Source organism: Streptomyces sp. JLBG701 (genome assembly GCF_058544905.1).
On sequence record NZ_CM178588.1, the window covers coordinates 8,974,988 to 9,000,414 of the forward strand.

The following is a 25,427-nucleotide window of genomic DNA, read 5'->3' on the forward strand; positions in this document are numbered from 1 at the left end:
GTGATGGATCACGGCACGGGACTCTTCGTCGACGGGACATGGGCCAAGGGACCCGACAGGCTCGCGGTGGCGGACAAGTACACTGGCGAACCCATCGCCGAACTCCATGTCCCCGGGCCGGACCAGGTCGAAGCGGCGGTCGCGTCGGCGGTCCGGGCGGTAGGCCAACTCCCGTGCGGAGAGCGTGCGTTGGTCCTGCGCCGAGCCGCCCGGCTCCTGGACGAGCGGCGCGACACGATCGTCGCCCAGTACGTGGCCGAGACCGGCTTCACCCCGGCGGACGCGACCACCGAACTCGACCGCACCTTCCAGATCTTCGAACTCTGCGCCCAGGAAGCCCTGCGGCTGACCGGCGAGTTGGTCCCGGTCCAGGCCGCCGCCGGTCACGACGACTCGCTCTGCTTCACCCTGCGCGTCCCCATCGGCGTGGTCGCCGCCATCACGCCGTTCAACGCACCGCTCAGCACAGTCGCGCACAAAATCGGCCCCGCCCTCGCGGCGGGCAACGCGGTGGTGCTGAAGCCCGCGGAGCAGACCCCACTGAGTTCGATCGCCCTCATACGGGCACTCCTCGACGCCGAACTGCCCGAGCAGCTGGTGCAGTTGCTGCCCGGCCCCGGCGAAACGGTCGGCGACCAGCTCGTACGCCACCCCGACGTCCGCTACATCACCTTCACCGGGTCGACCGAGGTCGGCCGCCACATCCGGGCCGTCAGCGGCCTGGCCCGCACCCACCTGGAACTCGGCTCGAACTCCCCGACCCTGCTCTGGAGCGACGCCGACCTCGACCACGCCCTGCCGCTCATCGTCCGCGCCGGCTACCGCAAGGCCGGCCAGGTGTGCACCTCCGTACAGCGCCTCCTCGTACACGACTCGATCGCGGACGAGGTCACCGAGCGGCTCACCGCCCTCGTCCGGTCCATTCCGTACGGCGATCCGCGCGCGCCCGGAACGCAGGTCGGCCCGTTGATCGGCACCGAGGCCGCACAGCGCGCGGAACTCCTGCTCCGGGACGCGGTCGGTCACGGAAGCCGCCTGCTCACGGGAGGAACCAGGACCGGCGCGACGATCACCCCCGCGCTCCTGGCCGGGCTGCCCGACCACGCCCGGCTCGCCTCCGAGGAGGCCTTCGCCCCGCTGGTCGCCGTCGCCCCGGTCGGCTCCCTCGACGAGGCGGTGCGCAGGGCCAACGCCACCCGGTACGGCCTCCAGGCCGGGGTCTTCTGCCAGGACCTCGACGTCGCCCTCACCTTCGCCCGCCGCCTGGAGATGGGCGGCGTCATCATCAACGACACCTCCAGCGTCCACCCCGACCCCATGCCGTACGGCGGGGTCAAGGAAAGCGGCCAGGGAGTCGAGGGGCCCGCCTACGCAGTCGCCGACATGACCGATTCACGCACCGTCCTGATCCGGCATCGGTTCTCTTCCTGAGGCGATGCCACGGCCGACGCTCCCCGATGCTGCGGCGGCGCGGAGGTGGCACTCGACGAGTGTCGCTATCGGTCCTCGTCCCCGAGCAGCAGGGCGTCCAGGTCCGCCTTGAACACCTCCGTGTTCAGGAACGCCAAGTCCAGGGCGTCGGCCGGTGGTTCCTCGCGGTTCTCCGGGGTGAGCAGGGCCTGTTCTGTCCAGATGCACTTGCCGGTGGCCGTGTAGCGGGTGCCCCAGCGCTGCGAGAGGGCCGTGATCAGTTGGAGGCCCCGGCCGCCCTCGTCGGTTTCCGTCGCGCGGCGGATCCGGGGCATCGTCAGGCTGCCGTCGAAGACCTCGCAGATGAGTTCGGCGCCGTGCAGGAGACGGAGCTGGAGTGGGCCTCTGGCGTGGCGGATCACGTTGCCCACCAGTTCGCTGGCCAGGAGTTCCGTGGTCGGGGTCAGGTCGTCCAGGCCCCACAGGGTGAGCTGTTCGCGGACGTGTCGGCGGGCCTGGCCGGCCGCTCGTGGGTCCTCGGGGAGCGGCCAGGACGCCATGCGGTCGCCGGTGAGGGCGTGCAGGCGGGCGACGAGCAGGGCCGCGTCGTCCGTCGTCGCGTGTTCGGCGGGGAGCAGGCCCGCCGTCAGGGTGTCGCAGAGGCGTTCCAGGTCCGTGTCCGCGCCGGGCTCGGCCTGGTGCGCCTCGCGCAGGAGGCGGGCCAGGTCCGCCATGCCCTCCTCCATCTCGCGCTTCGACGACTCCACCAGGCCGTCGGTGTACAGCACCAGCAGGCTGCCCTCCGGCACCATCAACTCGACCGTCTCGAAAGGGGGTTCAGCCGCACCCAGGGGCGGATCCGCCTCCAGGGGCGGGAAGACGACCGTGCCGTCGGGGTGGACCACCGCCGGCGGGGGGTGGCCGGCCCGCGCGATGGAACAGATCTGGGTGGTCGAGTCGTAGAGCGCGTAGAGGCAGGTCGCGTACGACTCCTCGCCCATGCCGGCGACCAGGTCGTTGAGGTGGCTCATGATCTCGTCGGGCGGGAGTTCCAGGTCGGCGAGGGTGTGGACCGCCGTGCGCAGACGGCCCATGGTCGCCGCCTCCGGCAGGCCGTGGCCCATGACGTCACCCACCACCAGGGCGACCTGGCCGCCCGAGAGCGGGATGATGTCGTACCAGTCGCCGCCCACGTCCATGCCCTGCCCTGCGGGCAGATAGCGGGCCGCCGCCGTGCAGGCGGGCAGGTCGGGCAGGGCGCGGGGGAGCAGGCTGCTCTGGAGTTCGCGGGAACGGGTGTGCTCGGCGTCGTACAGGCGGGCCCGCTCCAGGGCCTGGGCGACGAGGGCGCTGATCGTGGTCAGCAGGGTGCGTTCCTCGTCGTTGAGGCGGCGCGGGCGGTCGAAGGCGACCACGCAGACGCCGAAGGTGTGGCCGGACGCCGTCAGCGGCAGAAACGCCCAGGACTGTTTGCCGGTGCGGTCGGGCGGGTCGGTCAGTTGCGGTGAGCGTGCGGTGAACTCCTGTACGGAGGACAGGAACAGGGGCGTACCGGACGCGATCGTGTCCCAGGACGGGTCGCCGGACGCGCGGCCCCGGTTGTTGACCGTGGCGAGGAAGTCCTCCGGGTAACCGACCGCACCCACGTTGTACAGCCGGTCGCCCTCGACAGCCTGCACCAGGAGGCCGGCGGCGGCGAACGGCGGCAACACCCGGCTGGCGACCGCGTCCACCACGTCCTGCGAGGTCGTCGCCTTGGAGAGGGCGGTCGTCAACTCGCCCATACGGGCCGCACGTTGACCGGCGGCGCGCTCGGACGCCCGGCGCTCCTCCTCGTGCTGCCGTTTCTCGGTGACGTCGGTGAAGTAGAGGGTGCGGCCGTCGGGGCCCGGGACCAGCCGCACATGGAAGCGACGGCCGGCGTCCCCCACCCGCACGTCGAAACCGACGGACCTCTCCTCGGCCGCGGCCTTCTTGCAGTTGCCCTCCAGGCCGGGGATCTCCCGTGCGGAGGGCAGCTCCCACAGCACGCGCCCGAAGAGCTCCTCCTCGGAGAAGCCCAGCGTGCGCTCCGCCTCCAGGTTGGCGAAGATGATCCGCCACTCGTCGTCCACCGCGAGGAAGCCGTCGGTCATATGGCGCAGGGCCCGGCTGAGCTCGTCCCGGGCGGACCGGGACTCGTCGCTCACCCAGCCCACGCCGATCATCCGGTGCGGCTCGCCGTTCTTGTGGTACGTCGCCCGGCCGCGGGCCTGCGTCCAGCCGTACGTGCCGTCCAGCCGCCGTACCCGGTACTCGGCCTCGAACACGCCGTGCTCGCGGATCGCCCGGTCCACCAGGTCCAGCGTGGGCGCCAGGTCGTCGGGGTGGACGCACACCATCCAGTTCTCGACCCTGGCGGTGTAGTCCTCCGGCCGGGTGCCGTAGAGCTCCAGGGCGGCCTCGTCCCAGAGCAGCTCGCCGCCCTGTATGTCCCAGTCCCACGAGCCGACCTTGACCTCCTTCAAGGCCTGCCGCAGGCGGTCGCGGTCACCGCTGATTTCCGTGTGGGAGGGCCGGGAGGGCGGCGGTGCCTGGCTCATGCGCTCTTCGGTCCAGGCGATCAGGGCCCGCAGGAAGTCCCACTGCTGCCGGGTGGGCTCACCCTGGTCGCCGGTCAGGAGCGTGAGCGCGCCTATACTGCGGTCCCCGCCGAACACCGGCACGGCTGCCAGACCGGTGCCGGGCCAGGTGACCTGCGGTTTCGACGCGGCGGATGTATTCGAGGGCGTGGACTCCAACGGCACCCACACGCCACTGCCCTGGTGCAGGGCCCGGGCCGGGGGCAGCGGCCCCTCCTGGTCGATGATCTCCCAGGGGCGTATGAGTGCGGGAGGCAGCCCGGTCGACGACACCAGACGCAGCGCGGACATGGGGCCGCGCAGGTGGATCGTTCCCCCGAGGGCGCTCAGCTCGCCCACGGCGTGTTGGAGCGCCAGTCGGAAGACCTCGCTCTCCGCGACGCCGGGATCCACGGTGCTGAGTAGAGCCAGACGTGCGTTCATGCCGCGGATTTTACCGTTCCCGTCTCGCGGTATGCATTGCTTCGCAGGATTCTCACCTGCGGCTCCGGTTACGGATACCTGTCTCAACTGCCTCAAAACCAGGTTGAGTTACTGAATCGTCACGTCGAGGTTTCGGTAAGCGGCAATACGCCTGAATTGGTAGATATTTGGAATGTTCGGGGAGCTAATATCCGACTGTGGTGCAGCGGCCGGTGACGAGCTATGACGTGGCGCGCAAGGCGCAGGTGTCCCAGTCGACCGTGTCGCGGGCGCTGCGCGACGACCCTCGCGTCGTGCGGGAGACGCGCGAGAGGATCCGGGCGATCGCGGCCGAGATGGGCTACGTCCCACTCGTCACCGCCCGTCGCCTGGTCACCCGTAAGTCGTGGACGGTCGCGATCGTCAGCCGCGGTCTGCGCAACCCGTCGTATCCCACGCTGGTCGACACGCTCCGGGACGAGTTCACCCGGCACGAGTACCGGATCCTGCTGCTCGGGGATCGTGCCGAGGGCGCGCTCGACCGGGACGTCAGGGCCCTGCGGGGCGGCCTCGTCGACGGCGTCGTGTACATCTCGCCGTGGCTCGACTCGCCCATGGTGTCGGAGCTGATCGACTGGCGGATCCCGCTCGTCATCCTCAACCGCGACCTCGACGGGGCGGGCCGGGCGTCCCCCGCCGACCGGGTCACCTCCGACAACGAACGCGGGGGCCGGCTGGTCGCCGGGCATCTGCTGGAACTCGGTCACCGGCGGATCGGGCTGGTCTCGGGACCCTTGGGGAACGCCGGGGTCGCGCTGCGCGAGAAGGGGTTCCGGGACGCCCTGGCCGAGGCCGGCCGGCCGCTCGGCGAGTCGCTGGTGTTCCGCGGCCGGATCGATCCGGCGACCGGATTCGAGGGTGCCCGGGCGCTGCTCACCGGACCGGCCGAGCGGCGGCCGACGGCCCTGTTCTGCATCACCGACTACGTCGCGTACGGCACCCTCGACGCGGCCCAGCGGCTCGGCCTGGACGTGCCCGGCGACGTCTCCGTGATCGGCTACAACGACCTGGAGGCGTCCGGCTGGTCGATGTTCGACCTGTCCACCGTGCGCCAGCCGCTGCGGGACATGGCCGCGACGGCGGCGCAGCTGCTGCTCGCCCGCGTCGACGGGGCGGCCGGAGCGCCGGTGCACCGCAACTTCGGCGTCGAGCTCGTCCGGCGCGGCAGCACGGCCGCCGTGTAGCGCACCGTTCACAGACCGGGAGAGGGGTATTAACGATCGACGAATACATTCGAAGTCATTCCGGTACTCCAGGAACTCATCGATCACGCACGCGCGTTGATACCCCGTCAGGCTCAGCACACCCGCCAACCAGGAGCGGCATGGACATCGGCGTCTTCATCCCCATCGGCAACAACGGCTGGCTCATATCGAAGAGTTCGCCCCAGTACATGCCGAGCTTCGAGCTGAACAAGGCCATCGTGCAGAAGGCGGAGGAGCACGGACTCGACTTCGCGCTGTCGATGATCAAGCTCAAGGGATTCGGCGGCGAGACCGAGTTCTGGGACCACAACCTGGAGTCGTTCACGCTGATGGCCGGCCTGGCCGCCGTGACGGACCGGATCAAGCTGTACGCCTCCACGCCGATCCTCGCGCTGGAGCCCGCCATCGTCGCCCGCATGGCGGTCACGATCGACTCGATCGCCCCCGGCCGCTTCGGCATCAACATCGTCACCGGCTGGGCCCCCGGCGAGTACTCCCAGATGGGCCTGTGGCCCGGCGACGAACACTTCGGCAACCGCTACGCCCGCGCCGTCGAGTACGTCACCGTGATGAAGGAGCTGTGGAGCGAGGGCGTCAGCAACTTCAAGGGCGAGTTCTACAAGATGGACGACTGCGTGCTGTCGCCGCGCCCGACGGACGGGCACATCGACATCGTCGCCGCGGGCCAGAGCAACACCGGCATGAAGTTCGCCGCCGAGCACGCCCAGTACAACTTCATCCTGGGCAGCGGCGTCAACACCCCGCTCGCGCTCTCGGACACCACGGCCACCCTCGTCGACGCGGCGAAGAAGACCGGCCGTGACGTCGGCGCGCTCTCGCTCTTCATGGTCATCGCCGACGAGACCGACGAGGCCGCCCAGGCCAAGTGGCAGGACTACCACGACAACGCGGACCACGCGGCGCTGGCGTACATGGCGGGGGAGACGGCCACCGACACGACCTCCGAGGGCACCTCGACCGCCCGGACCATCGCGCTGCCCGAGGGCGCGGTGAACTTCAACATGGGCACGCTGGTGGGGTCGTACGAGACCGTCGCGAAGCTGCTCGACGAGGTCGCCGCGGTCGAGGGCACCAAGGGGATCATGCTCGTCTTCGACGACTTCCTCGAAGGCCTGGAGAACTTCGGTACGCGCATCCAGCCGCTGATGAAGACGCGTTCAGTTCCGCGATGAACCCCGTGCCGGTACCGGACACCCGCTACCCCGACCTCACCGGGGCGCCCGCCCGGCGCGTCGAGCAGTTGCTGCCCGAGGCGCGGGCGGACGTGGAGCCCGTACTGGCCCGTTCGCGGCGCGCCCCGCTGCCCGCCTCTCCGGAGGCGGGCACCGAACCGGCGGACTCGGCGGCCTTTCTCGCCTCCTGCCCGGTCCCGGAGCCCACGGGTGCCGGTGCCGCCAACTCCCGTACGTCCGAAGGCTGTTCGCCGCACGAACTGGGCGTCGCCGGGCTGCTCCGGGCGTTCGCGGCGGGTACCCTCACCCCGCCCGAGGTGCTCGGCGCGCTGCGTGCCCGCTGGGTGGACGAGGAGTTGGCGGGCGGGGCGGTCCTGGCCGAGATCGGAGGTGCCGATGTCGCGGCGGCCGAGTCCGGGCGGCGGTGGCGGGCGGGTACGGCACGTCCGCTGGAGGGGATCCCGTTCGCCGTCAAGGACATCATCGACGTCGCGGGTACGCCGGTGACGTGCGGCTCCCGCACCACCGGGCCCCGGATCGCGCAGGCCGACGCCACCGTCGTGGCGAGGCTGCGCGCGGCCGGCGCGATCCCCGTACTGATGACGGCCACGACCGAGTTCGCGTGCGGCGCGCCCGGCAACGCGCGGTACGGCACCGTCACCAACCCGTGGGACCGGACCCTGTGGACCGGCGGCTCCTCCACCGGCTCGGCCGCCGCGCTCGCGGCCCGGCTCGTACCGCTGGCGCTCGGCTCGGACACCGGAGGGTCGATACGGGTGCCGAGTGCCCTGTGCAACCTCACCGGGATCAAGCCGACGTACGGCCTCGTCCCGCGTACCGGGGTGGCCTCGCTGGCGTGGACCCTCGACCACGTCGGGCCGATGGCCCGCTCGGCGGCCGACCTGCGATTGGTGCTGCCGCGCATGGTGGGACCGGACGGCGACGACCCGGCGGCGGCGCCCGCGTCGGTCGCGGAGACGGTCCGGGCGGGGCTGACCGCCTCCGCGACCGACGCAGGCCGTACGCCCAGGACACTGGACGGAGTACGGATCGGGATCCCCACGTCCTGGTTCACCGAGCTGTGCGACTCCGCCGTGCTGGCCGCCTGGCGGGACGCCCTGGACACGCTCGTGGGGCTGGGCGCCGGCGTGTCCGAGGTGGACCTGGGGGACTGGGAGCTCATCCACGACGATCTCGGCGTGATCTTCACCAGCGAACTCGCCTCCAACCAGGAGGCCTCGCTGGACCGATTCGAGCTGTTCGACGTCGGCACCCAAGTGCGCATCGCGCGGGGCATGGTGCCCTCGGCCACCGACTATCTGCGCTCCCTGCGACGCCGGGTGGTCGCGCAACGCACGGCGGTCGAGGCGCTGGACGCCGCGGACGTCGACGTGTTCGTCACACCGGGAGCCGGGATAACCGGCGTACGCCTGTCGGACGTGACCGTGGAGATCGACGGCGTCCGACATCCGATGCAGAGCGTCATCAGCCGCAACACCGGGATCTTCGACTACCTGGGGCTGCCCGCCGTCATGGTGCCCGCCGCGCCGGCCGGTGGACTGCCGACGGGTGTGCAGCTCGTGGGGCGCCCCTGGGCCGACGGCGTCCTGCTGCGGCTGGCCGAGGTGCTCCAGTCGGTGACGGGTCATCATGAGCGGGTCCCCGGCGGGCTGGACGTGTGGTCGTCCTGATGTCCGGGGAGGGGCCCGCCGTTCGTGATCCGCGGCGGGTGTTCGCCGCCACCGCGGTGGGCGTGGTCGCCGTGTTCCTCAACATGAGCGGTCTGGCCGTCGCACTGCCCACCATCACCCGGGAGTTGGGGGCGGGCCCCGGGCAGGCCGACTGGATCCTGCTCGGCTACATGCTCGTCAGCACCGCGCTGATCCTCGTCTTCGGCCGGATCGCCGACCTCGTCGGCCGCCGCAGGTTGTATCTGGCCGGGCTCGTCGTCTTCACGGCGGCGACGGGGCTCGCGGCGCTGTCCCCGTCGGCGGAGTTCCTCATCGCGGCACGGGTCGTGCAGGGGGTCGGTGCCGCCGCCGTGATCACCAACAACACCGCCCTGCTGACCGACGTCTTCCCCGCGCGGGCCCTGGGCCGAGCCCTCGGCTGGAACGTGACGGTGGCTTCGGTGGCCCAGATCGCCGGGCCGGTCGTCGGCGGCGCGGCGACCCAACTGCTCGGCTGGCGTGGGCTGTTCGTGGTCTGCGTGCCGATCGGGCTGGTGGCGATCGTCGCGTCGACGCTGGCTGTTCCGCCGAGCGGAGGGAGCGCAGCTCGACGGTCCGACGGGGTCCGCGAACCGTTCGACCTGCTGGGCGCACTGCTGTCCGTGGCGACGCTGACGGTGCTGGTCCTCGCACTCACCCCGGGCGCCACGGCCACCGTCGCCGGCTGGCTGCCGTGGGCCTGCGGCAGCGCGGCCGTCGCGCTGTTCGCGGTGCTCGCCGTCGTCCAGACGCGGCGGCCCTACCCCCTGGTCGACGTGGCGTTGCTGCGTACCCGCGCGACCGCCGTGGTGTTCGCGGCCGTGCTCGCGAGCGCGGTCAGCTCCTACGCCGTCGTCCTGCTGGCGTCGATGCACGAGCAGGCGGTCGGCGGGGCCACGTCCCTGGAGGCGGGGCTGCTGGTGACGCCGGTCGCGGTCGGCACGCTGCTCACCTCGGCGGCCGCCGGTTCACTGTTCGGCCGCTTCACTCCGCGAGCGCTGACGACGGCGGGCATGGCGGTGACGGCGTGCGGGCTGCTGGGCTTCTCCCTGATGCTTTCGTCGGCGGCTGTGCCGTTCTGGGCCGTGGCTCCCTTCCTCTTCCTCATCGGGGCCGGCACCGGGCTGTTCATGACGCCCAGTACGGGCGCGCTGATGCTCGCCGTGCCGGCGGACCGGCGCGGGGTGGCCAACGGCCTGCGATCGACCACACAGAACGTGGGCTATCTGCTCAGCACCGCGCTCGCGCTCGCGTTCACGACGACGGGGCTGAGCGAAGCGGCCCGGCACGCCGCATACGAAGGAACACTGAACACGCTGAACGTGCTCGCGTCGGGCGAGCTGAGCCGGTTCGTCGCCAACATCCGCGTCACGGGGTTCGTCCTCACGGGCATCGCCGTGGCGGGGGGAGCGATCTGCCTGGCGTTTCCCACGTCGCTACGCCACCACACGAAGGGCATGGCCATGACCGGTTCCCAGCAGTCACCGCACTCTCAGCAGTCACAGCAGGAGGACTACGAGCGCGCCGGGTTCGACGGGGAGCTCATTCCCGGCACCTCCCCGGCGCTGCTCCTGGTGGACCCCGCCCGCGCCTACGTCGACCCTGACTGTCCGCTCTACGCCGGGGTCGAACCGGCGGTCGAGGCGATGCGGGTTCTGCTGGCCGACGCACGCCGGGCCGGGGTTCCGGTGATCGTCACGCGCGTGCTGCTGCGGGCGGACGGCAGTGACGGCGGCGTCTTCTTCCGCAAGGTGCCGCTGCTGCGGGCGTTCACCGAAGGCAGCCCCTTCGGCGAGTTCATCGACGGACTGGCCCCGACGGCGGACGAACTGACGGTCACGAAGCAGTACCCGAGCGCCTTCTTCGGCACCGAACTGGCCGCCCACCTCACCGCCGACGGAATCGACACCCTGCTCATCGGCGGCCTCTCGACGAGCGGCTGCGTCCGAGCCACCGCTCTGGACGCCATGCAGCACGGATTCATCCCGGTCGTGGTCGAGGAGGCCGTAGGCGACCGGGACCCCGACATCCACGCGGCGAACCTCTTCGACATCAAGCACAAGATCGGCGAGGTCTGGCCACTCGGCCGTGTTCAGGAGTACCTGGAGAAGAGGGGCGAGCATGGCATGGTCTGATCGTGAAAGCGATCGGTCAAGTGTCGGACGGGGAGCAGGATTTGGCAGCCAAGGCGCCGGAGCCGCTCGGACCGGATTCGCTGACCTGGAAGTATCTTGGTGACTGGCGCGGACTTCTCACCGCGCTGTGGGCCGGGTCGATGCAGAACATGCATCCCGGTCTGGGCGCGGGCGTCGAACAGCACTCGCGGTTCTTCGAGGAACGCTGGCAGCGGCTGCTCCGCTCGCTCTATCCCATCAGCGGAGTCGTCTACGACGGCCCGCGCGCCCGCCGGACCGCGCTCGAAGTACGCGGCTACCACGATCGGTTAAAGGGCGTCGACGCCCAGGGCCGCCGCTACCACGCACTGGATCCCGATACGTACTACTGGGCGCACTCCACGTTCTTCGTCAGCACGATCCTGATCGCGGAGCACTTCACGGGCGGCATCGGTGAGGCGGAGAAGCGCCGACTGTTCGACGAGCACGTGCAGTGGTACCGGATGTACGACATGAGCATGCGCCCGGTGCCGGAAAGCTGGGAGGACTTCCAGCGCTACTGGAAGCACATGTGCGCGGAAGTGCTGGAGGACAACAAGGCCACCCGGGACGTGCTCGACATAGCCGGGATAGCGAGGCCGCCGTTTCTGCCCTGGCTGCCGAATGCCGTCTGGCGTCCCGTGGGCGCGCTGATCGGGCGGACCTTCGTCTGGTTCACCATCGGGCTGTACGACCGCGAGGTCCGCGACCTGCTCGGCTTCACCTGGTCGGAGCGCGACGCCCGGCGGCACCGCAGGACCTGCCAGTCGATCAACGCCGTCTTCAAGCTCGTCCCGCACGACCGCCGCTACCACCCACGAGCCCGGGCGGGTTGGCGCCGCGCCCGCGGTCAACTCGCGGCGAACGCCGAGCCGGTCGAGACCCCACGAAGGAACCTTCCGCCACTGTCCCAACGCGGAGAGCCGGAGGACTACGCGCCGGATGCCCAGGGGAGCGCCGCACATCTTGATCGAACTCCAGGGGCAGGGCCCTAATATGGCGTGATGGGCACTCCCACCTCACTGTTGCGGGCCTTTCGGCCCCAAGTCCAAGAGCGTCTCTACGACTTCTACGACGAGCTGAGGAGCGCCGACGACCTCTTCTGGGACCGCAGCCTGCGCGCGTGGGTCGCGACCGGGCACGCGGTGGTCAGCAAAGCGGCGGGTGACCCGGGGCTGTCCTCGGTGCGCTATCCCGACATCGAGGCCGTCTCCGAGGAACTGCGGCCGCTGGCCCGGGTCCTGAGCCGGCAGATGCTCTACAGCGACGCCCCCGACCACGCCCGGCTACGGGCCCTGATCAGCAAGGCCCTCACTCCTCGGGCGGTGGGGACACTCCGCGGCCGGATCTCCGAAGCCGTCGACCGGATCATCGCCGACGCGGCGCCGACCGGGCGGATGGACATCGTCGCGGACCTCGCCCGACCCCTGCCTCTCACCATCATCTGCGACCTCCTCGACGTACCGCAGCAGGACAGACCCGCCCTCGCCGCCTGGTCCGAGCCCGTCGCCGAAGCCATCGGCAACTCCCGGCTCGACGCCGACCGCAACCGCGAGGCCTCGCAGAGCATGACGGACATGCTCGCCTACTTCCGCGAACTCCTCACCGGCCGCGACACCCCGCCGGCCCCGCACACCCTGCGTGCCCTGGTGAGCGCACAGGCCGAGAACACCGACCAGGACCTCGACGAACTCCTCGCCAACTGCGCCCTGTTGCTGATCGCCGGCCACGAGACCACCACCCACTTCATCGGCAACGCCACACTCGCGCTGCTCCGCAACCCGGACGCGGCCGACCAACTGCGCCGACGTCCCGATCTGATGCCCGCCGCGGTCGAGGAACTCCTGCGCTACGACGCCCCGGTACAGCTGATGCTGCGCACGGCGCGGCACGACCTGGACCTGGCGGGCCGCACCATCGCCGAAGGTCAGACGGTGCTCCTGGTGGGCGGCGCCGCGAACCGGGATCCGGCCGTGTTCCCCGATCCCCATGTGCTGGACTTCGAACGGCCCGGCGGACGGCACATGTCGTTCGGGCACGGTCCGCACTTCTGCCTCGGCGCGGCGCTGGCCCGGCTGGAAGGCGCGATCGTCCTGGAAGCACTCCTCACCCGGCTCCCCGGCCTGCGGCTCGACGGCGATGCGCCGCAGTGGCAGCGCAGCCTCAACTTCCGCGGGCTCACCCGCCTGGACGTCGCCTTCACCCCGCAGGTGGCCATGCCGACCGACAGTTCCCCAAGCGGCCTCGGCCACGCGTCGCCCGTCGGCGTGTGCCCCGTCGGGGAGCATCGCGAACAGCAGGTCTGAAGGCCGAACGAAATTCCGTGGCGCACGACGTTCGTGCGCCTCTATGGCGAGTGCGAACCGAGCGGCGACCGGGGTTGCCGCAGATGACTTGGCTTGGTTGGGGAGGTGTGACCGATGGCTGTCTTTGAGATGGGCGCTGCCCGCATCCAGAAGTTCATCAAGTCCACCTCCGTGGCCGCCGGCTGACCTACCTCTCTTTCCGCGCCTGACCGAAGTGCGCGTGCCGGGGCCGCCCTTGTGAAGGGTCTCCCTTGACTTCCAGCTCCGATCTTTCTGCTTTCTCCGCGCTCGCTCCCTACGGCTGGGACGACGCATGGGCGGCCGAGTTCGCCCCCCACGACTCCGAAGGGCTGCTGCCCGGGCGGGTCATCCGGGTCGACCGCGGGCAGTGCGACGTGGTCACCGCCGACGGGATGGTGCGGGCGGACACCGCGTTCGTCACCCCGCACGATCCGATGCGGGTCATCTGCACCGGCGACTGGGCCGTTGTGGAGCCCGCCGGCAACCCTCGCTATGTGCGCGCGTATCTGCCACGCCGCACCGCCTTCGTGCGCTCCACCTCCTCCGACCGCTCCGAGGGGCAGATCCTCGCCGCCAACATCGACTACGCGATCATCGCCGTGTCCCTTGCCGTCGAACTCGACCTCGGCCGCATCGAACGGTTCCTCGCACTCGCCTGGGAGAGCGGCGCCCTTCGAGCAGCGCTGGAACGTGTCGGCGTCGAGCGACGGAGATCCGTCAATGAGTTGGTCGTCGGCACCTGGACCGTGACCGTCACCGCAGACTCGCTGGGAAGTTGTCCGGTGGCGGGGCGGAGGATTTTGCCCACTGGCTCGACAGCGTGGCGACGGGCAATGGACAACCGACTGGATAGCATTGTTCTGTTATGGGTTGAATCACCTGTCGTGTCCTGACCTCAGGAGGACCCCATCGTCGGGTCGAAAACGGCAGCGGCCGTGTCCGCGCCGGGGAATCAGCCTCAAGAGGCCGACCAGCTGCAGAACATGCTGCGCCGATCCGAATACCGCAAGGCGCTGGTGTTCTGCGGCCTGATCGGTATTCCGGTAGCGCTGATCGCGTTCTGGTTCCTCGTGGCGATCAACAAGCTGGAACTGCTCATCTGGACGGACTGGCCCAGGGATCTGGGCTGGAAGCAGGCTCCCTGGTGGTGGGGGTTCCCCCTGCTGTTGGTGGCTGGTGTGGCCGTCGGCCTGGTCGTCACGCGGCTCCCGGGGCGGGGCGGTCACATCCCGGCGGGCGGCTTGCACGCGGGTGGGACCACGAAGAACGCGCTGCCCGGTGTCGTCATCGCCGCCCTGTTCAGCCTGCCGCTCGGCGCAGTGCTGGGCCCCGAGGCGCCACTGATCGCCCTGGGCACCGGCCTCGCTCTGCTCTTCGGGAGCCTCGTACGGGCACCCCAGAGCGAGGCGAGCACGGCGTTGCTCGGCGCAGCCGGCGCTGCCGCGGCCATCTCGGCGCTCTTCGGGAACCCACTGGTGGGCGCGGTGCTCCTGATGGAGGTGGCCGGAGTCGGTGGGCCGCAGCTCTTCGCCGTCATGCTGCCCGCCCTGCTGTCCAGTGGAATCGGGGACATCGTGTTCACCGGCTTCGGCCGCTGGACCGGACTGCCGACCGGGAGTCTCGACATCGGACTGGCCAAGCCGCCGGCCCTGGACGCCGGGGACGTCCTGTGGTCGCTGCTGATGGCGCCGGCCATCGCGCTCTTCATGCACGGGGTGTTCACGGGCGGGCGGTTCACCGCCCGCTTCGTGTCGTCATGGACGGTACGGAACACCACCCTCTGCGCGCTCGGAACGGCCGGCTGTATCGCCCTCTACACGGTCGCCACCGGACGTTCGCCGTCCGAGGTCGCCCTGTCCGGCCAGGACACCCTGAGCCGGCTGGCCCAGGACCCGCATGCCTGGTCGGTGGGGGCCCTCGTCGGGGTGCTGGCGTTCAAGGCCTGCGCCTACGCGCTCTGTCTGGGAAGCCTGCGGGGTGGGCCTGTCTTCCCCGCGCTGTTCCTGGGCGGAGCGGCCGGCGCCCTGCTGGCGCCACTGCCCGGCTTCGGCCTGGTACCGGCCATGGCGGCCGGGATGGCGGCGTCGGTGACCGCGGCCCTGCGGCTGCCGATCAGCAGCGTGGTGCTGGTCGTCCTCCTGCTGGGCAACGCGGACACGGTCCCGGTCGTGGTGCTGGCGGCGGTCGTGTCCTTCGTCTTCACCGAGCTGCTGCCGCAGGGTCCGCGGATCCCCGCGTTCAGCGAGCTGCCAGCCGGTCGAGTGCGTCGTCCAGAGTCGTCGCGGCCATGATGAGCGACAGGTGGGTGAAGGCCTGCGGAAAATTGCCCAGTTGCTCCCCGCTGGGACCGATCTCCTCGGCGAACAGTCCGACGTGGTTCGCGTACGTCTGCATCTTCTCGAAGGTGTAACGGGCCTGCGGGAGGCGGCCGGCCCGAGCGAGGGCGTCGACGTACAGGAACGTGCAGAGGCTGAACGTGCCCTCCGAGCCCCGCAGCCCGTCGGGGGAGGCCGCCGGGTCGTAGCGGTAGACCAGGCTGTCGGAGACGAGCCGGTGGTCCATGGCATCGAGGGTGGACAGCCAGCCAGGGCTCTTCGGGGCGATGAAACCCACCCGGGGGGCGAGCAGGAGCGAGGCGTCCAGGACATCGCCGCCGTAGTGCTGGACCAGCGCCTGCTCCTTCTGGCTCCAGCCGCGCTCCATGACCTCCTCCAGGATCGCGTCACGGGCCCGGATCCAGCGCTGCGTGTCGGCCGGGCGCCTGAACTCCTCGGCGAGTTTCAGGCAGTTGTCGAAGGCCGCCCAGCACATCACGCGGCTGTAGGTGAAGTCCTTCCGTCCGCCACGGGTTTCCCATATGCCCTCGTCCGGCCGGTCCCAGTTGTCCGCGAGCCAGTCCATCAGCCGCGCGAGTCCCTTCCAGCCGTGGTAGCCCACCTGCTGGCCGATCTCCTCGATGCCCTCGGACATGGCGTACAGGGCCTCGCCGTAGATGTCGAGCTGCAACTGGTCGGCAGCGGCGTTGCCGACCCGCACCGGGCTGGAACCGCGGTAGCCCTCGAAGTGCCCGAGGATCTCCTCCGTCAGATGGGGGTCCCCATCGACCTTGTACATGATCTGCAACGGTTCTCCGTCCGCTCCCGCACGGTCCTGCAGTCGCGCTCCGAGCCAGTGGATGAACTGGCCGGCCTCCTCGACGAATCCCAGGTCGAGCAGTGCCCGGACCGACAGCGAGCCGTCCCGCACCCATGTGTACCGGTAGTCCCAGTTGCGCTCGCCGCCGATCTGCTCGGGCAGACCCATCGTCGCTGCGGCGACCGGGGCCCCGGTCGGAGCGTAGGTGAGCAGTTTGAGGGTGATGGCCGAGCGGTTCACCATGTCCGGCCAGCGGCCGCGGTACCGGGAGGTGCGCACCCAGCGCTGCCAGAAGTCGATGTTGGCCCACAGCTCCTCGGTGATCGTGTCGACATTCGGCGGTGGCGGTGCTTCACCGTCCGGGCCGCATACGGTGAACACGACGGCAGCTGTCTGACCCGCGTTCAGCGTGACCGAGCCCCGGACGTCCCGACCGTCCCGGCCGTCCCGCTCCAGGGGGAACGAAGCCTGCAGGTACGCGGTCGTGCCCGGAGCCCGGAAGGCGGCGGCCCTGTCGGTCACATCGAGTTCGTGGTCGGCCCGGGCATAATCGAAGCGCGGGCGGCACTCCAGGTCGAAGCGCACGGTACCCCGCACCGTCCGTACGACGCGCACGATCGTGTGCCGGTCGGACGGTGTCCGGGACTGAATGACCGGCATGCCGTCGATGACCTCACCCACCCCGTCGGGAGACATGAAGCGGGTCACCACGCCGGCTGTGTCGGGATAGTAGAGCTGGCGGCGCGTCACGTCGGAGGAAGTGGGCGCGAACCGGAAGTGTCCGCCGCCGTCGTGGTCCAGCAGGGACGCGAAGATGCTGGGCGAGTCGAAGCGCGGGGCCGCGAACCAGTCGATGACCCCTTCCGAGGTCACTAGAGCAGCGGTCTGCAGGTCCCCGATCAGCCCGTGGTCCGCGATGGGCGGGTAACGGTGCATGGCAGTCTCCCCTCAGGCCGCTTCGGCGGGGACCCGCCCCGCCCGGATGGCATCGACCAGTGCCTGGTGGTCCTTCTCGTTCTGGTCCGCGTACAGCTCGGCGAACGTCGCCAGGGCGCGGTCGAAGACATCGCCGCCGCCGAGGTACGCGGCGATCGCGATCCGGTCGCCGGACCTGGCGTGGGCGCGGGCCAGCGTGGCGCCGCACAGCCGGCCGAACAGGGACATCCGGTTCGGTGACATGTTCTCGGCGACGGCGACACCCTTCCAGTCGCGCAGTTGGCGTACGTAGAAGTCGCGGCGCCGGCCGTCGATGCCCGTGGCTCGTTCCCAGCCCAGGAAGATGTCGCTGGTGGCCTGCATCAGCCGCTGGCCGGCCACGACGCGCTCGCCCTGGGTGGGGAAGGTGCTGGCGCCGGCGTAGGGCGCGAGCACCGACTCGTCGGCCTCCTTGGCCTGGAGGAACAGCGGGTCGTCATCGTCCTTGCCGAGCAGCAGCACGATCCAGCAGCGGGTTCCCACGCTGCCCACCCCGACGACCTTGCGCGCGATGTCGGCGACGCGGTAGCTCTCCAGGAGGAACCGGCGGTCGGACTGCAGACTCTGGCCGTAGCGCTCGATCAGCCGGTTGATCTCCTTCTCCAACGTGCCGCGTTCGGCCTCTGGAAGCAGGTTCTCCAACCGCACGATCAGCGGCGGATCGGGAGCGATCCGGCGCCTTCCGTCGACGACGCGCGTGAGCTTGTCGAAGACCTGCACGGTGTCGTGCGCGCGGGCCCGCTCCCGGGTCTGCTCCCAGCGCTCGCGGGTCTTGGCCCCGAGCTCCACGGCGAACTGACGCTCCAGTTCGTCCGCCTCGAAGCGGGTGTACCAGACCTCGAGGTTGCTCATCGCCGTGAATTCGCGCATCCGCTCGCGGTACGACCGTACGGTCGCCCGCACCACCGACGCCCGCTCCTTCTCGCTGAAGCCGTTCGCCCGGCCCGCGATGACTAGGCTGGCCGACAGGCGCTTGACGTCCCACTCCCATGGACCGGGCAGCGTCTCGTCGAAGTCGTTGATGTCGAACATCAGGCGGCGCTCCGGAGAGGCCAGCAGCCGGAAGTTCAGCATGTGCGCGTCACCGCACAACTGCACTCTGATGTTGCTGCGTGGGGTGTCGGCAAGATCCGCGGCCATGATGGCGGCGGCTCCGCGGTAGAAACGGAACGGTGATTCGCTCATCCTGCCGTAGCGGATCGGCACGAGTTCCGGGACCCGCTTCGCCGACTGCGTCTCGATGACGTCCACCGGGTCGGTGCGCTTCGGCGGGGGCGTGAACTCGGCGTGCGCGGACCGTGGGACGGCGGACCGGGCTGCTTTGCCGAGTGCGGCCCGCTCCTTCGGGGTGCGGTGCCGCATGTCGTGGCCGGTGGGGTTGTTGTCGCTCATTGCAGACGCTCCACGATGTGGTCGCCGACACGCAGGGCGTTGGCGATGGCCGTCAGTGACGGATTGACCGCCCCGATGCTTGGGAAGAAGCTCGTGTCCACGACGTAGAGGTTGTCGAGGTCGTGGGCCTTGCAGTTGACGTCGAGCGCGGAGCTTGCGGGGTCGTCGCCGAAGCGGACGGTGCCCGCCTGATGTGCCGTGGCGCCGATGGGCATCCCCTTGTGCAGGTAGATGCTGTGCGGCATCAGATGGTGTTCATGCATGCCCAGGTGGCCGAGCATCCCCTGGAGCTTGTGCCGCAGCCGCTTCAGCCCCGCGATGTTGTTCTTCTCGTCGAGCGCCAGGTGCACGGCGCCGTTGCGGTCGAGGGTGACGCGGTTGTCGGCCGCGGGCAGATCCTCACCGCACAGCCAGAAGTCGACCGCATGGTGGGCGAGCACCTCGAAGGGCATGTCGGGGGAGACGGTACCGGCCCAACGGGGCGCCTCCCCGTGGATCTGATCGGAGTCCGACTTGCCGAGCATCTGGATACCGCCGAGCGGATAGTCCCAGTCGTCGGATCCCAGGTACCAGTCGTGCAGGGCCAGCGTCTTCTGGAACTTGGTGTCGTTCGGCTCCTTGGACACGGCCATCAGTGCCAGGTTGTTGTGCCGCATGTAGTAACGACCCACCACACCCGAGCTGTTGGCCAGGCCGTCCGGGTGCCGCTCGTCGGCCGAACGCAGCAGGAGGACCGCGGAGTTGACCGCACCGCAGGCGACGACCACGATGTCGGCGCTGAACTCGGCGGCAGAGCCGTCCCGCAGAGCCGCGACGACCGAGGTGACGCTCCGGCCGGCCGGGTTCGTGACGAGCCGCCGGACCTCGGCGCCGGTGACCAACTCGACGTTGTCGTGGCGCAGCGCGGGATCGACGCAGACGACCTGGGCGTCGGACTTCGCGCCCACCAGGCAGGGGAAGCCATCGACGCGGTCGCAGCGGATGCACACGCTGTCGTGGGTCGCCCTTCCCCGGTCGTCCTGGGTGAGGTTCACCCCGATCGGGAGATGGAACGGGTGCAGCCCCTGCTTCTCCAGGTCGTCGTTCAACTGCTGGATACGCGGCTCGTGTTGGACCGGCTCGTAGGCGTACTGAGCGCTCGTGGGCCCCTCGGTGGGATCCTCGCCGTGCCGGCCGTGCACCAGATAGAGGTGCTCGGCCTGCGTGTAGTACGGCTCCAGGTCCTCGTACCGCAGTGGCCAGGCGGGCGAGACGCCGTCGTGATGGCGGAGCTCACCGAAATCCTCCGGGCGCAGCCGGAACAGCGCGGCTCCGTAGAACTTGGTGTTTCCGCCCACGTAGTAATTGACCTCTGGCGGGAATTGGTTGCCATGTTTGTCGTACCAGAATTCCGGAGCCCGGTACTTTCCCTTGACGAAGACCGCCGTGGAATCCCAGTTGGCCCGTTCACGGGGGAGATAGTCACCCCGTTCGAGAAGGAGGACGCTTTTCCCACTGGGCGCCAGTCGATGGGCGAGAGTCCCACCGCCCGCGCCGGTGCCGATGATGACGACGTCATAGTGTCGCGGGTCGTTCATGCCGGCCGCCGTTCTCGGAGCACGCTCCGGTCCTGCCGGTGAATTGGTCGACTGTTATCCGCTCTCCAACGTATCTCCGGAGGCCACTCCCGGCGACTCGGCTGTACCCAGGCGCCGCGCCACCGCGGGTTCGCGCGCGACGACCGCGCCGGTGGTGATGCAGAGGGTCACGACCACACACAGCGCGATGAGCCACGACAGCAGGGTGAAAACCGCGCCCAGCGATCCGTACTTGTCGAGACTGTGGTTGAGAGCCCTGGGCACGTACAGCTGCGCGGCCGAGGTGAGGACGCTCAGGGCCGTTCCCGTCAGGAGAGCACCCGGCAGCAGCGGCAGCCACGGCACGCGCCCGGTCAGCAGCAGATGCTGGGTCCACCACCACATGCCGATCTCGGCGACCAGCAGGAGCGGTACGCCCAGCCACAGTCCGTGGCCGAAGCCGTTCCGCAGGGCTCCCTGCACCGCGATCATGACCAGCCACGCCGCGAGCCAGGCGATCCAGCGCCACGCGACCACCCTCGCCCCCAATCGCGGAAGACTCCAGGCGCGATCGCAGAGCCGTTGCATGGCACGGCTGCACGCGGTGGCCGAGAGCAGCACCATCAGCCCGCTGAGGATGCCGGTGGTCTGACGCAGTTCGGAGGTGTCCTCCTGGTAGACCTTCTTCAACTGGTCGTCCGCGCTTCCGGTCAGTCCGAAGACGTCGTGCACGGAGTTGACGAACTGGTCGCGCACCGCCTGCGGGGCGACGGAGGCCACCACGAAGAGCAGCGGTACCGCAGTGAGGAACGTCTGGGCGGCCAGCCGCGTCGCGGAGTCCAGCACGTTCACCGAGATCAGGTGCGACAGGAGATGCGTGATCACCGGGAACCGCGTCTCGGCCCGGGTACGCAGACCGAGCAGCCGGGCCCGAACCGAGGCGCCCCGCTCCCGGCGGCGGCGCGAGGTCGGGCGATCCGGTCCGGGGCCGGTGCCTGGCTGCATGCTGCCAGGGTGCCGTCGCAGCCGTCTCGCGGCCCGTGGTGCGAGCCCGGCGAGGGCCGAACGGGTGACAAAGCGGCTGGGCCGACATCCCATGACGCCGAGGATTTGTGGGCATCCGGCGCGGCGGTGACGATGAGGCCATGAGCGAGACCGGCCACACGGTGGGGTCCGGGCGGCCCCCCAGGGACAGCGATGGTGCTTGACCTGATCATCATCGGCCTGGCGATCGCTGTCGATCCGCTGTCGGTGACCGCGTTCGTGCTGGTGCTGTCGGCGCCTCGCGGGATCTGGAAAGGCCTGGCCTTCATCCTCGCCTGGCTTGCCTGCTTCGTGGCCGTCCTCGCCGCGGTGCTGCTCACCACCGGCGGCAAGCCTCCGGCTCCCAAGTCCCCGCCCTCCACGGCCTCGACCGCCGTCAAGCTCGCCATCGGCGTGGGGCTGGTCTGGTACGCCGGGCACCGCCACCGCTCCGGCCGCCGGCGCAAGCCCTCCGGCGGGATGATGACGCGGCTCGACCGGATCTCTCCCTGGACCGCCGCGGGGCTGGCGCCGCTACTGCAGCCGTGGGGGCTGGTGGCGGCGGGCGCGGCGACGGTCGTGCATGCCGACCTGTCCCATGCCTCCTCCTACGTGGCCCTGTTCGGCTACTGTCTCCTCGCCACCAGCAGCCTGCTGGCGATGGAAATCTACGCGACGTTCGCCCCCGACTCCGCTCGCGTACGGCTCGGAAAGCTGCGTACCGGGCTGCAGGCTCATCAGGACCAGGCGCTCATCGGTCTGTCACTGGTGCTGGGGTTGTATCTGGTGGGCAGGAGCATCTACCAGCTGACGTCCTGAGCGCGGGGTGGCCGGTGTCTCACAGCACGGCGAGCGGATTGACCGGGGAGCCGGTCGCGGAAGGCAGCCGTAGCGGCGCGATCACACACAGGAACGACCAGCGCCCTTCTCGGGCGCAGACCGGTACGAGATCCTCGAGTCGCAGGTAGTCCAGCAGGTGCAGCCCCATGGCGTGGACGGTGAGCACGTGCACAGGGAAGGCCACGCCCTGTGTGGTACTGGGCGCCGCGTCGTTGTTGCCGTCGCTGCCGAGCACCGCCACTTCCCGCTCGGCCAGGAACTCCAGGGCGGCCGGATGCAGTCCGGCCCGTGCACCGGCAGCGTCCCACGGCCCCCGCTCCTCGCGGCGCCGCCGGTGTCCGACGCGTACGAGCAGGATGTCGCCGGTGCCGATCCGGACGCCCTGCCGGGCCTCGGCGGCGGTGAGGTCCTCGGCGGTGACCTGGGCTCCGGGTTCGAGCCAGGGAAGGCCGTGCAGCGACGGTATGTCCAGCAGCACGCCGCGTCCCACGATGCCGTCCCGGGCCAGGTCGACGGACAGGGCGCTCGCCCCGTCGCGCGAAAGGGCGTCGCCGGCCGGGATGCCGCCGTGCAGGGTGCCGTCGTAGATGACATGGCACAGGGCGTCGAGATGGGTGTTGACATCGCCGTGGACATCCATGGCGAAGCGGTCACGTGCGAAGTCCAGGCCCGCGCCGGGTCCCGGGACGCCGGCGGCCGGAGCGGTGAGCCGGTGCTCGGCGGGCTCCGGGTCGTCGGGCGCGGCGAGGGTGTTCACCGGGGCGGCCAGCGAGATCGTACGGCCCGAACGCACCTCGCGTACGGCGGCCAGCACCCGCTCGGAGGTGAGGGCGTGCAGGGCTCCCCGGGGCGACGCGGCGCCGGGGGCCGTGCTCCGCAGACGCCGGTACAGCGACCTGAAGTCGGCCTCGCTGAGCAGGCTGGACGTCGACATGCTCCCACCATCAGGCAGGGCCCGGGTTCTCGCACATGGAGCCGCTCGGCGAGGGTCGTCCCGAGTTGCGGGATCCCGGCGCCGCCGCGCTAATGGACGGGCGCGGAGAGCCTCGGAGGTTGCGATGGACATGTTGCATGTCCGGGCGGTGTCCCCGCCGGATCTCACAGAACGGGCGATGGCCCTGCTCAGCGCCGAGCCATGTGTCCTCAACCTCGTTCTGCAGCCCGGCAGCGTACGCAATCCCGACGGCGACGCCATCGAATGCGACGTGCTGACCGGGGCCGCGAACGAGGTTCTCAGGGGCTTGCGCGACCTGGAGCTCGAACACCGTGGATCCATCGTCCTGGCTCCGGTCGACCTCGCCTTCTCCGACCGCGCGGCCACGGCCGGGGCGGAGGAGCTCGGGGCCCGGCTGCGGGCGCCGGTGTGGGAGCAGGTGGAGGCCAGGATCCGAGCGGAGGGCCGCTATCCGCCGAGCTTCTACCTGTTCCTGGTGATTGCCGGCCTCATCGGTGCGGTGGGCATCATCACGAACTCCCAGATCCTCATCGTCGCGGCCATGGTCGTCGGACCGGAGTACGGGGCGATCACCAGCGTCGCGCTCGGCGTCGACCGGCGCTCGGGGCACAGGATCCGGCGGGGGCTCACCGCCCTGCTCGTCGGGTTCCTGCTCGCCGTCGCCGCCACCTTCCTCTTCGGCCTCCTCGTCCGGGGCTTCGACCTGGAGCCGCGGGCGTTCGGTCTGGGGATCAGGCCCGTGTCGAGCCTGATCGACACGCCGAACTTCTTCTCGGTGGCGGTCGCCGTGCTGGCCGGAATCGTCGGCATCGTGTCCCTGGCGGAGGCCCGCACCAGTGCCCTGCTCGGAGTCTTCATCTCGGTCACCACCATTCCGGCGGGGGCCGACATCGGTGTCTCGTGCGCTTTCGCCGGCTGGGACGAGGCACGAGGCTCGCTGCAGCAACTGCTGTTGAACATCGGCATTCTGATCGTGGTCGGCACCGCCACGCTCAAGTGCCAGCGGGCGATCTGGCGCCGCGTGCGCAAGCGCCGGGACGAGCGCGCGGCAGACTTGACACCCCCGGGCTGACGGGGTGTCACGCGGGCGCGGTGTCCAGGAACTCGCGGATCCCGAAGGCCACCAGCACGATCACCGCCGTCCAGATCACGACCATCATCGTCGGGTAGCTCCAGCTGAACAGGACGATCGCGGCCGCCGCCAGGATCGCGGCCCCGATCCACCCCTTGAAGCGGTGCACGAACCGGCCCACCGCGCCCAGGCGCATCCCCGCCGAGGCGGCCACGTCCCGCCCCGCGCCGATGCCTTTGCTGCAGAAGTGGCGGGTGAACACGGCGACTCGGGACGGGCCGATGAAGAAGGCTCCGAGGGCCGTGACCAGGGCCAGTGCCCCGACAGCCCGCACGCTGGAGCGCAGGAATCGCACCAGCGAGTCGTAGACGGCACCCGCGGCGTCCGCGTTCGTTCCCGGCGGCAGATGGTCCAGATACACCGCGCGGAAGACGGTGAGGCACACACCCAGTACCACCATGGCGAGGAACACCCCGAGCGCGGCCCCGATCAGCGCCCGCCGGCGATGGGACGCCAGGAACACGCCCGCGGCGGCGATCAGTACCGCGATGACGGGCAGCCAGCTGCCGATGATCTGCAGGACCCTCAGATACGACTTGATCTTGCCGACGTCCTTCCCCTCGACCACGACGAAGTCCGTGTGGACGTCCGGGATCTTCGCGGCCGCCGCGAATCCCGAGCTGACCAGTCGGTCCTTCACCTGGGCCACGATGGGCCCGACATCGATGGCGACCTGGTTGTTCTTCAGTGACACCGCGGAGTCGGCCGAACCGGTCAGCGCCTTGTCCACGGCGGTGTGGGCCCGGCGGTTGGCCTTGGTCCAGGCCGTCTCGAAGGCTCTGCTGGAGACCATCCGCAGCACGGTGCTGTGCACCAGCTCCTTCAGACCGCTGTTGATGGGACCGCTCAGATCGCCGATGAGGCTCGCGGCCCTGGGCGGAACCCCCTTCTGTGACGCCGCGTCACTCAGTTGCGCGACCAGTGCATCCACGTCGATCTGCTTCAGTACGGCGTTGGTGACACGGGTGGTGACTGCCTGCTGGATGTCGGGGTTGGACGCCAGCGGTGCCACGGTCGCGACGTAACGGTCGGTGTCGCGGATGATGCTGTTCGCCCAGACTGCGACTACGGCGAGCAGCGCCAGCACGGACGCCAGGATGATCAACAGGATCGAGCCCAGGGCCCGGAGCCGGTGCCTCGGCTCGTGCCGGGCGCTCTCCAGTTCGCTCACCCGGCGGCGCAGTTCGTCCAGTTCGTTGTTCTTCTGCTGCGAGAGCCCCTGTTCGTCGGCAGGAGTCACAGGAGGGCGCTCCGGCTCTGGTGGAGACGTGTCGCTGCCTGCCATGCCTTCGAGGAGATCCCGGCGGGGGCCACCGAGCGAGCCGGGAGGGGCCGGTGG

Annotated in this window: 17 protein-coding genes and 1 pseudogene; 11 read left to right on the top strand and 7 right to left on the bottom strand. The window is 70.1% G+C overall.

Annotated elements, in window-relative coordinates:
• The first annotated feature begins 3 nt into the window (after nucleotides 1-3).
• Nucleotides 4-1,431, top strand: a complete 1,428-nt coding sequence (locus AC5DRG_RS41205; protein ID WP_491804964.1) for an aldehyde dehydrogenase family protein — start codon at nucleotides 4-6, stop codon at nucleotides 1,429-1,431.
• 65 nt (nucleotides 1,432-1,496) lie between these two features.
• Here AC5DRG_RS41205 and AC5DRG_RS41210 read toward each other — a convergent pair whose 3' ends face one another.
• Entirely contained in the window at nucleotides 1,497-4,454 is a 2,958-nt protein-coding gene (locus AC5DRG_RS41210; RefSeq protein ID WP_491804965.1) for a SpoIIE family protein phosphatase, read from the bottom strand.
• Between the two features lie 212 nt (nucleotides 4,455-4,666).
• Here AC5DRG_RS41210 and AC5DRG_RS41215 point away from each other — a divergent pair, with 212 nt between their 5' ends.
• From AC5DRG_RS41215 to AC5DRG_RS41250, 8 genes and pseudogenes are all read left to right on the top strand, one after another.
• Nucleotides 4,667-5,677 carry a LacI family DNA-binding transcriptional regulator gene (locus AC5DRG_RS41215; protein WP_491804966.1) on the top strand — a complete coding sequence of 337 codons (1,011 nt, stop codon included), beginning with the start codon at nucleotides 4,667-4,669 and terminating at the stop codon, nucleotides 5,675-5,677.
• A 140-nt stretch (nucleotides 5,678-5,817) separates the two neighbouring features.
• Nucleotides 5,818-6,891, top strand: coding sequence for a pyrimidine utilization protein A (rutA, locus tag AC5DRG_RS41220; protein WP_491804967.1), 1,074 nt, complete (start codon nucleotides 5,818-5,820; stop codon nucleotides 6,889-6,891).
• Nucleotides 6,888-8,582, top strand: a complete 1,695-nt coding sequence (locus AC5DRG_RS41225) for an amidase (RefSeq protein WP_491804968.1) — start codon at nucleotides 6,888-6,890, stop codon at nucleotides 8,580-8,582. Before rutA ends, AC5DRG_RS41225 begins: the two co-directional genes overlap by 4 nt.
• Nucleotides 8,582-10,735, top strand: coding sequence for an MFS transporter (locus AC5DRG_RS41230; RefSeq protein ID WP_491804969.1), 2,154 nt, complete (start codon nucleotides 8,582-8,584; stop codon nucleotides 10,733-10,735). The genes AC5DRG_RS41225 and AC5DRG_RS41230 overlap by 1 nt, the downstream gene beginning before the upstream one ends.
• 2 nt (nucleotides 10,736-10,737) lie before the next feature.
• On the top strand, nucleotides 10,738-11,748 hold the full coding sequence (locus AC5DRG_RS41235; RefSeq protein WP_491804970.1) for an oxygenase MpaB family protein: 1,011 nt from the start codon (nucleotides 10,738-10,740) through the stop codon (nucleotides 11,746-11,748).
• A gap of 9 nt (nucleotides 11,749-11,757) precedes the next feature.
• Nucleotides 11,758-13,059, top strand: a complete 1,302-nt coding sequence (locus AC5DRG_RS41240; RefSeq protein WP_491804971.1) for a cytochrome P450 — start codon at nucleotides 11,758-11,760, stop codon at nucleotides 13,057-13,059.
• 251 nt (nucleotides 13,060-13,310) lie between these two features.
• Nucleotides 13,311-13,751, top strand: a pseudogene (gene rsgA / locus AC5DRG_RS41245) (GTPase RsgA); the annotation flags it as partial.
• Nucleotides 13,752-14,063: 312 nt separating this feature from the next.
• The gene (locus AC5DRG_RS41250; RefSeq protein ID WP_491804972.1) at nucleotides 14,064-15,371 is read left to right on the top strand and encodes a chloride channel protein; all 1,308 of its coding nucleotides are present in this window, start codon (nucleotides 14,064-14,066) and stop codon (nucleotides 15,369-15,371) included.
• On the opposite strand, the gene AC5DRG_RS41255 is transcribed toward AC5DRG_RS41250, so the two are convergent.
• Genes AC5DRG_RS41255 through AC5DRG_RS41270 form a run of 4 tightly spaced genes read right to left on the bottom strand, consistent with a single transcriptional unit; the run spans nucleotide 15,319 to nucleotide 21,143 of the window.
• Nucleotides 15,319-17,151 (bottom strand): glycoside hydrolase family 15 protein, encoded by a 1,833-nt coding sequence (locus AC5DRG_RS41255; protein ID WP_491804973.1) that lies wholly within the window; start codon nucleotides 17,149-17,151, stop codon nucleotides 15,319-15,321. The two genes, AC5DRG_RS41250 and AC5DRG_RS41255, sit on opposite strands and share 53 nt — an antisense overlap.
• Nucleotides 17,152-17,163: 12 nt before the next feature.
• Nucleotides 17,164-18,582, bottom strand: coding sequence for a DUF2252 domain-containing protein (locus AC5DRG_RS41260; protein WP_491804974.1), 1,419 nt, complete (start codon nucleotides 18,580-18,582; stop codon nucleotides 17,164-17,166).
• Complete coding sequence (locus AC5DRG_RS41265) at nucleotides 18,579-20,159, bottom strand: GMC oxidoreductase (protein ID WP_491804975.1); 1,581 nt, start codon at nucleotides 20,157-20,159, stop codon at nucleotides 18,579-18,581. Before AC5DRG_RS41265 ends, AC5DRG_RS41260 begins: the two co-directional genes overlap by 4 nt.
• 54 nt (nucleotides 20,160-20,213) lie before the next feature.
• Nucleotides 20,214-21,143: a YhjD/YihY/BrkB family envelope integrity protein gene (locus tag AC5DRG_RS41270; RefSeq protein WP_491804976.1), complete on the bottom strand. Its 930-nt coding sequence runs from the start codon at nucleotides 21,141-21,143 to the stop codon at nucleotides 20,214-20,216.
• Nucleotides 21,144-21,335: 192 nt separating this feature from the next.
• Here AC5DRG_RS41270 and AC5DRG_RS41275 point away from each other — a divergent pair, with 192 nt between their 5' ends.
• Nucleotides 21,336-21,980: a GAP family protein gene (locus AC5DRG_RS41275; RefSeq protein ID WP_491804977.1), complete on the top strand. Its 645-nt coding sequence runs from the start codon at nucleotides 21,336-21,338 to the stop codon at nucleotides 21,978-21,980.
• A gap of 19 nt (nucleotides 21,981-21,999) precedes the next feature.
• Here AC5DRG_RS41275 and AC5DRG_RS41280 read toward each other — a convergent pair whose 3' ends face one another.
• Complete coding sequence (locus tag AC5DRG_RS41280) at nucleotides 22,000-22,935, bottom strand: cyclase family protein (RefSeq protein ID WP_491804978.1); 936 nt, start codon at nucleotides 22,933-22,935, stop codon at nucleotides 22,000-22,002.
• Nucleotides 22,936-23,059: 124 nt separating this feature from the next.
• On the opposite strand from AC5DRG_RS41280, the gene AC5DRG_RS41285 reads away from it, so the two are divergent.
• Nucleotides 23,060-24,028 carry a DUF389 domain-containing protein gene (locus AC5DRG_RS41285; RefSeq protein WP_491804979.1) on the top strand — a complete coding sequence of 323 codons (969 nt, stop codon included), beginning with the start codon at nucleotides 23,060-23,062 and terminating at the stop codon, nucleotides 24,026-24,028.
• A 7-nt stretch (nucleotides 24,029-24,035) separates the two neighbouring features.
• Here AC5DRG_RS41285 and AC5DRG_RS41290 read toward each other — a convergent pair whose 3' ends face one another.
• A complete protein-coding gene (locus tag AC5DRG_RS41290) occupies nucleotides 24,036-25,328 on the bottom strand; it encodes a hypothetical protein (protein ID WP_491804980.1) in 1,293 nt (430 codons plus the stop codon).
• Between the last annotated feature and the right edge of the window lie 99 nt (nucleotides 25,329-25,427).

Coding starts and splice junctions, on each gene's coding strand:
- AC5DRG_RS41205 (WP_491804964.1), top strand. CDS start 4: ATGGATCACGGCACGGGACTCTTCGTCGACGGGACATGGGCCAAGGGA.
- AC5DRG_RS41210 (WP_491804965.1), bottom strand. CDS start 4,454: ATGAACGCACGTCTGGCTCTACTCAGCACCGTGGATCCCGGCGTCGCG.
- rutA (WP_491804967.1), top strand. CDS start 5,818: ATGGACATCGGCGTCTTCATCCCCATCGGCAACAACGGCTGGCTCATA.
- AC5DRG_RS41225 (WP_491804968.1), top strand. CDS start 6,888: ATGAACCCCGTGCCGGTACCGGACACCCGCTACCCCGACCTCACCGGG.
- AC5DRG_RS41230 (WP_491804969.1), top strand. CDS start 8,582: ATGTCCGGGGAGGGGCCCGCCGTTCGTGATCCGCGGCGGGTGTTCGCC.
- AC5DRG_RS41240 (WP_491804971.1), top strand. CDS start 11,758: ATGGGCACTCCCACCTCACTGTTGCGGGCCTTTCGGCCCCAAGTCCAA.
- AC5DRG_RS41250 (WP_491804972.1), top strand. CDS start 14,064: ATGCTGCGCCGATCCGAATACCGCAAGGCGCTGGTGTTCTGCGGCCTG.
- AC5DRG_RS41255 (WP_491804973.1), bottom strand. CDS start 17,151: ATGCACCGTTACCCGCCCATCGCGGACCACGGGCTGATCGGGGACCTG.
- AC5DRG_RS41260 (WP_491804974.1), bottom strand. CDS start 18,582: ATGAGCGACAACAACCCCACCGGCCACGACATGCGGCACCGCACCCCG.
- AC5DRG_RS41265 (WP_491804975.1), bottom strand. CDS start 20,159: ATGAACGACCCGCGACACTATGACGTCGTCATCATCGGCACCGGCGCG.
- AC5DRG_RS41270 (WP_491804976.1), bottom strand. CDS start 21,143: ATGCAGCCAGGCACCGGCCCCGGACCGGATCGCCCGACCTCGCGCCGC.
- AC5DRG_RS41275 (WP_491804977.1), top strand. CDS start 21,336: ATGGTGCTTGACCTGATCATCATCGGCCTGGCGATCGCTGTCGATCCG.
- AC5DRG_RS41280 (WP_491804978.1), bottom strand. CDS start 22,935: ATGTCGACGTCCAGCCTGCTCAGCGAGGCCGACTTCAGGTCGCTGTAC.
- AC5DRG_RS41285 (WP_491804979.1), top strand. CDS start 23,060: ATGGACATGTTGCATGTCCGGGCGGTGTCCCCGCCGGATCTCACAGAA.